Annotated in this window: 12 protein-coding genes; 11 read left to right on the plus strand and 1 reads right to left on the minus strand. The window is 56.4% G+C overall.

All coding sequences use genetic code 11. The features are described 5' to 3' along the window. The first annotated feature begins 244 nt into the window (after positions 1–244). From coxB to EXR70_24080, 11 genes are all read left to right on the plus strand, one after another. Entirely contained in the window at positions 245–910 is a 666-nt protein-coding gene (gene coxB, locus EXR70_24030; GenBank protein MSP41566.1) for a cytochrome c oxidase subunit II, read from the plus strand. Between the two features lie 55 nt (positions 911–965). Then, positions 966–2,723 carry a cytochrome c oxidase subunit I gene (locus EXR70_24035; GenBank protein MSP41567.1) on the plus strand — a complete coding sequence of 586 codons (1,758 nt, stop codon included), beginning with the start codon at positions 966–968 and terminating at the stop codon, positions 2,721–2,723. A gap of 14 nt (positions 2,724–2,737) precedes the next feature. Further along, on the plus strand, positions 2,738–3,700 hold the full coding sequence (locus EXR70_24040) for a hypothetical protein (protein MSP41568.1): 963 nt from the start codon (positions 2,738–2,740) through the stop codon (positions 3,698–3,700). Next, complete coding sequence (gene cyoE, locus EXR70_24045; protein ID MSP41569.1) at positions 3,697–4,602, plus strand: protoheme IX farnesyltransferase; 906 nt, start codon at positions 3,697–3,699, stop codon at positions 4,600–4,602. Before EXR70_24040 ends, cyoE begins: the two co-directional genes overlap by 4 nt. Positions 4,603–4,742: 140 nt before the next feature. Then, a complete protein-coding gene (locus EXR70_24050; GenBank protein ID MSP41570.1) occupies positions 4,743–5,402 on the plus strand; it encodes a heme-copper oxidase subunit III in 660 nt (219 codons plus the stop codon). A gap of 54 nt (positions 5,403–5,456) precedes the next feature. Further along, on the plus strand, positions 5,457–5,738 hold the full coding sequence (locus EXR70_24055) for a hypothetical protein (protein ID MSP41571.1): 282 nt from the start codon (positions 5,457–5,459) through the stop codon (positions 5,736–5,738). Beyond that, a complete protein-coding gene (locus EXR70_24060; protein ID MSP41572.1) occupies positions 5,735–6,343 on the plus strand; it encodes a cytochrome oxidase subunit III in 609 nt (202 codons plus the stop codon). Before EXR70_24055 ends, EXR70_24060 begins: the two co-directional genes overlap by 4 nt. Positions 6,344–6,362: 19 nt before the next feature. Beyond that, a complete protein-coding gene (locus EXR70_24065; protein ID MSP41573.1) occupies positions 6,363–6,638 on the plus strand; it encodes a hypothetical protein in 276 nt (91 codons plus the stop codon). Continuing rightward, positions 6,638–7,054, plus strand: coding sequence for a DUF420 domain-containing protein (locus EXR70_24070; protein ID MSP41574.1), 417 nt, complete (start codon positions 6,638–6,640; stop codon positions 7,052–7,054). Before EXR70_24065 ends, EXR70_24070 begins: the two co-directional genes overlap by 1 nt. Positions 7,055–7,126: 72 nt before the next feature. Beyond that, positions 7,127–7,555, plus strand: a complete 429-nt coding sequence (locus tag EXR70_24075; GenBank protein ID MSP41575.1) for a hypothetical protein — start codon at positions 7,127–7,129, stop codon at positions 7,553–7,555. Positions 7,556–7,568: 13 nt separating this feature from the next. After that, complete coding sequence (locus EXR70_24080) at positions 7,569–7,766, plus strand: hypothetical protein (protein ID MSP41576.1); 198 nt, start codon at positions 7,569–7,571, stop codon at positions 7,764–7,766. A 68-nt stretch (positions 7,767–7,834) separates the two neighbouring features. Here EXR70_24080 and EXR70_24085 read toward each other — a convergent pair whose 3' ends face one another. After that, on the minus strand, positions 7,835–8,584 hold the full coding sequence (locus tag EXR70_24085; protein MSP41577.1) for an ABC transporter substrate-binding protein: 750 nt from the start codon (positions 8,582–8,584) through the stop codon (positions 7,835–7,837). Positions 8,585–8,771 lie beyond the last annotated feature (187 nt).

Here is an 8,771-nt window from a genome sequence, read left to right on the forward strand (position 1 = left end):
ACGCACACACTTGGCCTATATCGAACCAACTCCAACAAGGTGGGGTTCCGCTATGGCCAGGTTTCTAACTTACGACCTCAACCCAACGCACTACCCTGACATAATCGCGTTGCTGTTAACATGACATATTGACGTTGCCACGACAATCAACGCGATTTTCACTTGAAAAGAACCGAGCGCTATGTTAGCAAGAACGAAGTTTTATACGCCTATCCAAATAAAAAGTTAAGGATGGTTGAGTTAGATGCTCCAGTGGTTGCCGGAAGATGTGTCGACGTTTGGGCGCGAGATCGACTCCCTATTCTATCTGATCTATTACATCACCGCGGCGGCGTTTATTTTGGTGACGGTACTGATGGTGCTGTTTCTGATCATCTACCGCGATACCGGCGATCGCCGGGCGACTTATAGCCACGGTAGCACGACGCTGGAAATTATTTGGACGGTGATTCCGGCGGCGATCTTCATTGCGCTGTCGTTCATGAGTGTGGATACTTGGGCCAAGGTTAAGCGCCACGCGCCGGAGAGCGATTTCGAAATCGCCGTGATGGCCAAGCAGTTCAACTGGGAAGTTTCCTACGCCGGCGCCGACGCCAAGCTCGGCACCGACGACGATGTCAAGTTCGATAACGACATCCATGTGCCGGTGAACAAGCCGATCCGCGTTCAACTCTCCGCCAAAGACGTCATTCACAGTTTCTTTCTGCCCAACTTGCGGCTCAAGCAAGACGCCGTGCCGGGCCGGACGATTCTCGTCTGGTTCGAGGCCACCAAGCCCGGCAAGTACGAGCTGCCCTGCGCCGAGTTGTGCGGTTTCGGCCATTCGGGCATGAAGGGCTGGCTCTACGTCCATTCGGTGGATGACTACAAGAAGTGGGCGGAAGAAAATCTGGCGCCCAAGCCGCAGTGACCCCTCAGGTTATTTTTTCTGATTCGATCGAGCGCGATTACGGAGGATTTGTAGGATGAGCGATACAGCAGCCGCGCATGGAGCGCATGGCCACCCACAGCTCAGTTTCATACGTACGTATATTTTTTCTCTCGATCATAAAATGATCGGCCGGCAGTTTTTGTTTCAAGGTTTCTTCATGCTGCTGATCGGCGGGTTATTGGCGATGCTGGTGCGCTGGCAGCTGGCCTGGCCCGAAACCGCGGTGCCCGGTCTCGGCTTCATTTCCGAACCCTACATTTATCCTGGCCCCAACGGTGGCGGCATCATTCCGCCGCAGACCTACAACGCGCTGTTCACCATGCACGCGACCATCATGATTTTCTTCGTGGTAATGCCGATCATGGTCGGGACGTTCGGCAACTTTCTCATTCCATTGATGATCGGCGCCGGCGATATGGCATTCCCCAAGCTCAACATGTTGTCGTTTTGGGTCGCCTTCGTTTCCAGCATCGTGTTGCTGGCGAGCTTTTTCGTTTCCGGCGGACCGGCGGCGGGCGGTTGGACCAGTTATGCGACGCTGTCGGCGCGGGCGCAGTATACCGGCGTCGATTTGGGGCAGGATCTGTGGATCATTGCTTTGATGATCAACGGCGTCTCGTCGCTGATGGGCGCGATCAACTATATTACCACGATCATCAATATGCGGGCCCCCGGCATGCATTACTTCCGCATGCCGTTGACCGTCTGGTCGCTGTTCATTACCGCGATTCTCTTGCTCTTGGCTATTCCGGTTTTGACCGCGGCGTTGGCGATGTTGCTCTTCGATCGCATGGTGGGCACGAGCTTCTTCATGCCCGAGGGCGGCGGGCAGCCGCTGCTCTGGCAGCATATGTTCTGGTTCTTCGGTCATCCCGAGGTTTACATTTTAGTTTTGCCGGCCATGGGCGTGACCTCCGATTTGCTATCGACCTTTTCGCGCAAGCCCGTGTTCGGCTACCACGCCATGGCTTTTTCGATGATTGCCATCGCCTTTCTCTCCTGGATCGTCTGGGGCCATCATATGTTTATGAGCGGCATGAACCCGCTGCTTGGCACCGCTTTCATGATGACCACCATGGTGATCGCGATTCCCTCGGCGATCAAGACTTTCAATTGGCTCGGCACGCTCTGGGGCGGCACGATTCGCTTGACCGTGCCGATGCTGTTCGCTCTCGGCTTCGTTTCGAATTTCTTGATCGGCGGCTTGAGCGGGATCTTCATGGCGTCGACGCCGGTGGATATTTTTATCCATGACACTTATTTCATCGTTGCCCATTTCCACTACGTCGTCGCGGGAATCATATTCGCCCTGTTCGCCGCGGTCTATTATTGGTTCCCCAAAATGTTCGGCCGCATGACCAACGAACCGCTAGGAAAGATTCATTTCGTCTTGACCTACATCTTTTTCAACGGCGCGTTTTTCCCGATGCATTTTCTCGGCGTCGCCGGCCATATGCGGCGCATTTACAACCCGATGCAGTACGAGTTCCTCCAACCCTTGCAGCATTGGAATGTCTTCATCACCACCAGCGCGCTGATTCTCGGCGCCTCGCAGATTTTCTTTTTGTTTAATTTCTTCTGGAGCCTGTTCGCCGGCAAGAAGGCCGAGCGCAATCCTTGGCAGGCGAATTCCTTGGAGTGGTCGGCGCCGACGCCGCCGCCGCATGGAAATTTTGAAATCACGCCGACGGTGTATCGCGGCCCTTACGAGTACAGCTCGCCGGAAGTGAAAGAAGATTGGTTGCCCCAGGACAAAGATCTTGGCACCAAAGCCGCGGCGCGGGCGCACTAGGAAGCAGGAGCCCGATGTTCGAAGCCAGAAGTCAGAAGGATGACGGGGTCGGCTTGGGCTCATCCTTAATGTCTCCCTGGCCGCATCGGCTGGCGGTGCTTCTCGCTGGCGCGACGTTTCCGTTACTTTTCATTGGCGGCTTGGTTACTAGTCTTGGCGCCGGCCTTGCCGTTCCCGACTGGCCGACCACCTTCGGCTACAACATGTTTCTCTATCCCTGGTCGAAAATGATCGGCGGGATCTTTTACGAGCATAGTCACCGATTAGTTGCCTCAACAGTCGGCTTGTTGACCATCGCGCTTACGCTGTCTTTTTGGTTTCAAGAAAAACGGCAGTGGCTGCGTTGGCTCGGAGTCGTGGCGTTAGCGCTGGTCATCCTTCAAGGCGTGCTTGGCGGTTTGCGCGTGGTGTTGGTCCAACAAACCTTGGCGATGATTCACGCCTGCCTCGCGCAAGCTTTCTTCGCGCTGACGGTGAGCTTGGCATTATTTACTTCCGCCGAATGGCGCACTGCGCCGGGCCGGGCGATCGGCGACGGTGGCCGGCTCAAACGGCTCGCTATGATCACCACCGGCTTGATCTATCTGCAAATTATTTTTGGCGCGCTCCTGCGCCACAGCGGCACGCGCCTGGATGCTCATTTAATATTGGCTGCGTTGGTGGCGATTCATGTTGCGCTACTCTTGCTCCGGCTCTCTCGATCGCATCGAGATCGCCCCGGGTTGCTCCGCCCCGGCTATATTTTGGCGGCGCTGTTGCTCGTGCAACTCTTGCTTGGTGGGCTTTCTTATCTGACAAAATTCACCGCCATGCTGCCGGGTCTTAACGGTGCGGTGGTTCTATTGACGACCACCCATTTGATCACCGGTGCGCTGATGTTGGCGGCGAGCTTGATCGTTGCACTGCGCACTAGCCGTTCGTCGATTGCCACTGAGTCGGCGGAACTTGCAGCGCTGACGGAGCAATATTCGTTATGAGTTCCAACGCCGGCACTTTGATCTTTAACAGCGCCGCCGCGCTGCGCCGCGCCGCCGATTATTTAGAGCTCGCTAAGCCGCGCGTGGTTTTGATGGTTTTGATCACCGCGTATGTCGGCTTCTATCTCGGCTCGGCGGAAGTGCCGAATTACTTACGCCTGCTGCAAATGCTCTTCGGCACGGCGCTCACCGCCGGCGGCACGCTGGCGCTCAATCAATATCTCGAAAGAGACACCGACGCGCTGATGGATCGTACCCGGCGCCGGCCGCTGCCCGACGGCAGGGTACAGCCGCGCGAGGCGCTGTGGTTCGGCGTTGCCCTCGTGATTGCCGGCTTAAGCTATTTGTTACTCGCGGTGAACCTCCTGACCATGCTCGTGACCGCTTTTATCACCGTCAGCTATCTGGCGCTTTACACGCCGATGAAACCGCGCAGTTCTCTGTGCATGCTGATCGGCGCCGTGCCGGGTGCTTTGCCGCCGGTGATCGGTTGGGCGGCGGCACGCGGCTCCCTCGACATCGTCGCTTGGGTGCTGTTCGCGATTTTGTTTCTCTGGCAGGTGCCGCACACGCTGGCGATCGCCCGGCTCTATTGCGCCGACTACGCCAAGGCCGGCATTCAATTTCTCCCGGTCATCGAACCCGACGGCGCCAGCACTCATCGCCAGATTGTCAGCCATTCGGCGGCATTGTTAGCCGTGAGTTTGCTGCCGACGCTGCTCGGCGCGGCGGGGGCGGTTTATTTCATCGTCGCGTTTGTCCTCGGCGTGATCTTCTTGATCTACGGTATTCGCTTGGTGCTGCAATCGACCCTCAAGCGGGCGCGTCAGCTGCTTTACGCCTCGCTGATTTATCTCCCGGTGCTGTTGCTGGTCATGGCGTTGGATCGGGTGCGGCTGTGAATGTACAATCGACCATGGCTTTACAATCGAACGCGCCGCGCAGAAATTTACGTCTGGGATTGGCTCTCGGTTTGTTCACGTTGCTTTACCTCGCGGCGGTGATCGCCTTTTTGATAATTTACTGAGCCGATAGTTTTTCAATGGCCAAAGATTCCACCGCCATCGTTCTTGCCGAGTTCGAGCCGGCTGCCGCTATCGACGTTGCTAAACTCGGCGGCGGCGATCCACCGCCGGTGCGGCCGCGCGCGCCGCTGGCCGCCAATGCTTGGCTGGCGGTGTTGATGTTTCTCGGCGCCGAGGCGATGTTTTTCGCCGGCCTGATCGGCGCCTATTTAGTTTTTCGCATCGGCGCGCCGTTTTGGCCACCGCCGTTTCAACCGCGCTTGCCGGTGATTCTCACCGGCATGAATACTCTGATTCTCCTGAGCAGCGCCTGGACCATGAATCGCGCGCTACGCGCCGGGCAACAGAACCAGCAGGCGGCACTGATCCGTTATCTCGGCGTCACCGCGCTGTTGGGTTCGCTGTTTCTCGCCGTCCAGGGGTTCGAATGGCTCGAACTGATCCGTTTCGGCTTGACGGTTTCGAGCAGCGTTTACGGCGGGCTGTTTTATACCTTGATCGGGTTTCACGGCGCCCATGTGTTGGGCGCGCTGGTTTGGCTGGGAGTGGTTTTCATCTGGGCGCGCCAGGGGCGCTATTCGAAAGCGAATCATATCGGCTTGCAGACTTGCCGCATGTATTGGAACTTTGTCGTCGCGCTGTGGCCGATCCTCTATGGTTTGGTCTATCTCTATTAGTTTGGTTGACAGGAAAGAGTCCATACGTTAATTTCCAGCTACATTAGAAAATTTATGAAACTAAAATTGTTTTCGGCATTGGCCGCTGTTGCCGCTCTGGCCGATGCTCGGATCGTTCAGGCCTGCGCGGTGTGCATCACCGGCGCCAACGATCCGACCGCCGAAGCGTTCAACGCCAGCGTGTTGTTTCTCATGGCGACGCCGTATCTCGTGGTCGGCTCCATCGCCGGCGGGCTTTATTTTATCTATCGGCGCGCCTTGGCAAAGACTGCGCGGGATGAAGCGGCGGAAGCGGCATTGCAACTGACTTGGAATCAGGAGGCTAGCGAGCGATGAGTGAAGCGGTAGCGGTGCATGGAGGAGCGGAGCCGGCGGAGACTCCCTTAACTCCCGAGAACTGGGGTAAGCTCGGTATGTGGTTGTTCCTCGCCGGCGACGCCATGTCGTTCGGCGGGTTGATCGTCGGCTATGGCATACTGCGTTATTCGAGTAAAAGTTGGCCGGTGCCGTCGGCGGCGTTGGGCATCGACCTAACCGCGTTCATGACGTTCTTGCTTATCGTCAGCAGTGTCTGGATGGTTTTGTCTCTTGCGGCGCTTCAAGAAGGCGACAAGAAGAAGTTTAATAAATTTCTCGGCCTGACGATTTTGGGCGGCGCCATGTTTCTCGGTTGCCAGGCCTACGAATGGACGCACTTGCTGCACGAGCGTCTGCCGGAATTGAAATTATCTTTTACCAACGATCTGTTCGCGACGACGTTTTTTATTCTTACCGGATTTCACGGCATGCACGTCACCGGCGGCGTGATTTACAACACCTGCGTGCTCGCCGCGGTCAATCGCGGCCGCTATCAAGCCAAACATGTAGAGATCGCCGGATTGTACTGGCACTTCGTCGATTTAGTCTGGATATTGATCTTCACCTTCGTGTATCTGCTGTAGCACAACCAAAGGACTGGATATGTCATCGACCGCCCATCAAAATAACTATATTAAAATTTTCATCCTGCTTTCGGTGCTGACGATCATCGAGGTCGGCATCACCTTTTTGGGACTGCCCAAAATGCTGCTTGCCGGTTTGCTTGTCACCTTCGCGGTGTGGAAAGCGGCTTTAGTGGCGATGCACTTCATGCATTTGAAGTTCGAAAAGAAGACGTTGACGATCATCGCGATCATTCCCTTCGTCCTTTGCACGTTTTTGATCTTGATGCTGCTGCCCGACATCTATCCCCAGTGATTTCCGTCAGCCAACTTCCGACCCTCAACGCGGAGCTGAACAGTCTCAGCGCCGTTTTTCTTTGCGCCGGTTTTTTCTTCATCAAATCCGGTAAGCGTAAAGCGCACCGCGCCTGCATGCTGACGGCGTTTGTTTGCTCGATCCTGTTCCTAATTTCCTACCTGATCTACCACTACCAAGTCGGCTCCGTCGGTTTCAAAGGCCAAGGCTGGATTCGTCAGGTCTATTTCACCATTCTTATCACGCACACGATTCTCGCGGCGGCTGTGCCGCCGCTGGCACTGATCACGCTCGTGCGCGCGCTGAGAGAGAGATTCGACGCACACCGGCGCATCGCGCGCTGGGCGCTGCCGATCTGGCTTTATGTGTCGGTGACGGGGGTGGTGGTTTACTTCATGCTTTATGGCGTTTGGTAAGCAAGCTGAACGGCTGAGGCTCATAAGAGGTTAGCATCCCCCAGCAAACTCTGAGATAATCTCCCATCCGTTATGGGACAAGCACAACCAATCCCACCTTTCCGCGAAGATGGTTATCTGCCGGAGGGTGTCCACGTAAGTTCGGAAGCAGAGGTCATTTTTCGATTTGGTTCGGCTAATCGAACCCGTCGCCGATTGGCGCTGCGGTTGCGTCGATGGATTGAGTTGGGCCGGCAGGTGGGCGCCAAACGAATGCTTGTCGACGGTAGTTTCGCAACGGCGAGAGAATCTCCCTACGACGTTGATACGGTTATCCTATTACCGCTAGATTTTGCGTTACAGCTTGAACGAGAACATCAAGCCGCCGTGGAGCTTGAGGAAATGCTGGTGACGCGTCGACCGGAGGAATTATTCGCGGCCGAAGACGAGGACGATTGGGAAGAGTGGGTAAAAAGTTCTTTAGCCAAACTCGCGAAACTGACCAACGCCGAAAAGGATTAGTGGAGGTGCGAATATGATACACACTGCTCAGGAGTACCAGGCGGCGCAACAGGAGCTAAATCAGCTAGAGGAGAGACTTCGCCTCTTGCAGAAGAGCTATTCGCTTGGTGCGAAGGGGTTTACCAAAGCTGGAGTTCGAAAGATGATTGCCCGGTTGCATGAAGAGCTTGCACTGTACGAGGGCAGCGAAGAAGCGCATCTCTCCGACTGACCCCAATACCCCTTCTTCGTAAATATACGCTGACAAGCTTGAAGCGGCTTGCAGTTTCGCCCCCCGCTTTATTCGCCCGCCGGCTCCAGCCCGCCTTTGATCCAAACCGCGCGCGTGGCTTCGCGACCGAGATAGCGCGCGAGTGCGAGTGCCGGCTCGGGGGCGGCGTTGGTGAGCGGGACGGCCGCGTCATAGACTATGTAGACTTGCACCGCCGCAGGCACCGGACCGGCGAGCGCCACGCCCTTGGCTCGCGGGATCTCGCTGACGTTGTACAAGCCGATGTCGATTTCACCGGCTGCGATCAGCTCCTGTCCGCTCGGCGCGAGCCGCAGTTTAGACTTCACTATTTCGGCGATGCCAAGGTTGGCGAGGACCTTCTGCGCGTTGGGCCCGCTGAGTCCACCGGTCGCGGCATCGCTGAGCGTGAGCGAACGCGCGTCGGTGAGCGCCTTGCGCGTCGATTCCACCGTAGAAAGATCGAGGCGCACACCTTCGCGCACCGCGAGGCCAATGCCGACCCGCACGAGTGGGCGGCGCGTGCCGGGGCGCCACGATGCTTCGCGCGTGGCGGCGGCCTCGGTGGCCATGATTACCAGGTCGAATATTTCTTCCGCCTTGAGACGCTCGTTGACCGGGCCGGGCGAGCCGAAGGTGAAGTTCACCTGATGGCCGGTTTCTTTGTTGAACGCCGCGGCGAGTTCACGCGCGGGGATGTTGACGGCGTTGTAGGCGAGAACTTTTATTTCCGCCGCGCCCGCCGGAGCCGTCGCGAAAAACAGTGCCGCGAACAGCGCGGCGCGAATCGAATTACGCATGGATAATGTCTCCTCGGTTGTTAACGCTGATGAACTCGTCGGAGCTATTATCGAAAAGAGTGGAAATAGAAAATAGGTGGCGTACCCTTTCGATACGATCAAAACGAAAGGCTGCCTGTTGAAGCAGGCAGAGAAAGGATACGCCGATGAAAGAGAAACACATTGATAGAAATGAATCAAAGGAAAT

It is taken from the genome of Deltaproteobacteria bacterium (genome assembly GCA_009692615.1).
Taxonomy (GTDB): Bacteria; Desulfobacterota; Binatia; order UBA9968; family UBA9968; genus DP-20.

What these genes read in the sequence shown, in the direction of transcription:
- coxB (MSP41566.1), top strand. Translation starts at nt 245, where the DNA reads ATGCTCCAGTGGTTGCCGGAAGATGTGTCGACGTTTGGGCGCGAGATC.
- EXR70_24035 (MSP41567.1), top strand. Translation starts at nt 966, where the DNA reads ATGAGCGATACAGCAGCCGCGCATGGAGCGCATGGCCACCCACAGCTC.
- EXR70_24040 (MSP41568.1), top strand. Translation starts at nt 2,738, where the DNA reads ATGTTCGAAGCCAGAAGTCAGAAGGATGACGGGGTCGGCTTGGGCTCA.
- cyoE (MSP41569.1), top strand. Translation starts at nt 3,697, where the DNA reads ATGAGTTCCAACGCCGGCACTTTGATCTTTAACAGCGCCGCCGCGCTG.
- EXR70_24050 (MSP41570.1), top strand. Translation starts at nt 4,743, where the DNA reads ATGGCCAAAGATTCCACCGCCATCGTTCTTGCCGAGTTCGAGCCGGCT.
- EXR70_24055 (MSP41571.1), top strand. Translation starts at nt 5,457, where the DNA reads ATGAAACTAAAATTGTTTTCGGCATTGGCCGCTGTTGCCGCTCTGGCC.
- EXR70_24060 (MSP41572.1), top strand. Translation starts at nt 5,735, where the DNA reads ATGAGTGAAGCGGTAGCGGTGCATGGAGGAGCGGAGCCGGCGGAGACT.
- EXR70_24065 (MSP41573.1), top strand. Translation starts at nt 6,363, where the DNA reads ATGTCATCGACCGCCCATCAAAATAACTATATTAAAATTTTCATCCTG.
- EXR70_24075 (MSP41575.1), top strand. Translation starts at nt 7,127, where the DNA reads ATGGGACAAGCACAACCAATCCCACCTTTCCGCGAAGATGGTTATCTG.
- EXR70_24080 (MSP41576.1), top strand. Translation starts at nt 7,569, where the DNA reads ATGATACACACTGCTCAGGAGTACCAGGCGGCGCAACAGGAGCTAAAT.
- EXR70_24085 (MSP41577.1), bottom strand. Translation starts at nt 8,584, where the DNA reads ATGCGTAATTCGATTCGCGCCGCGCTGTTCGCGGCACTGTTTTTCGCG.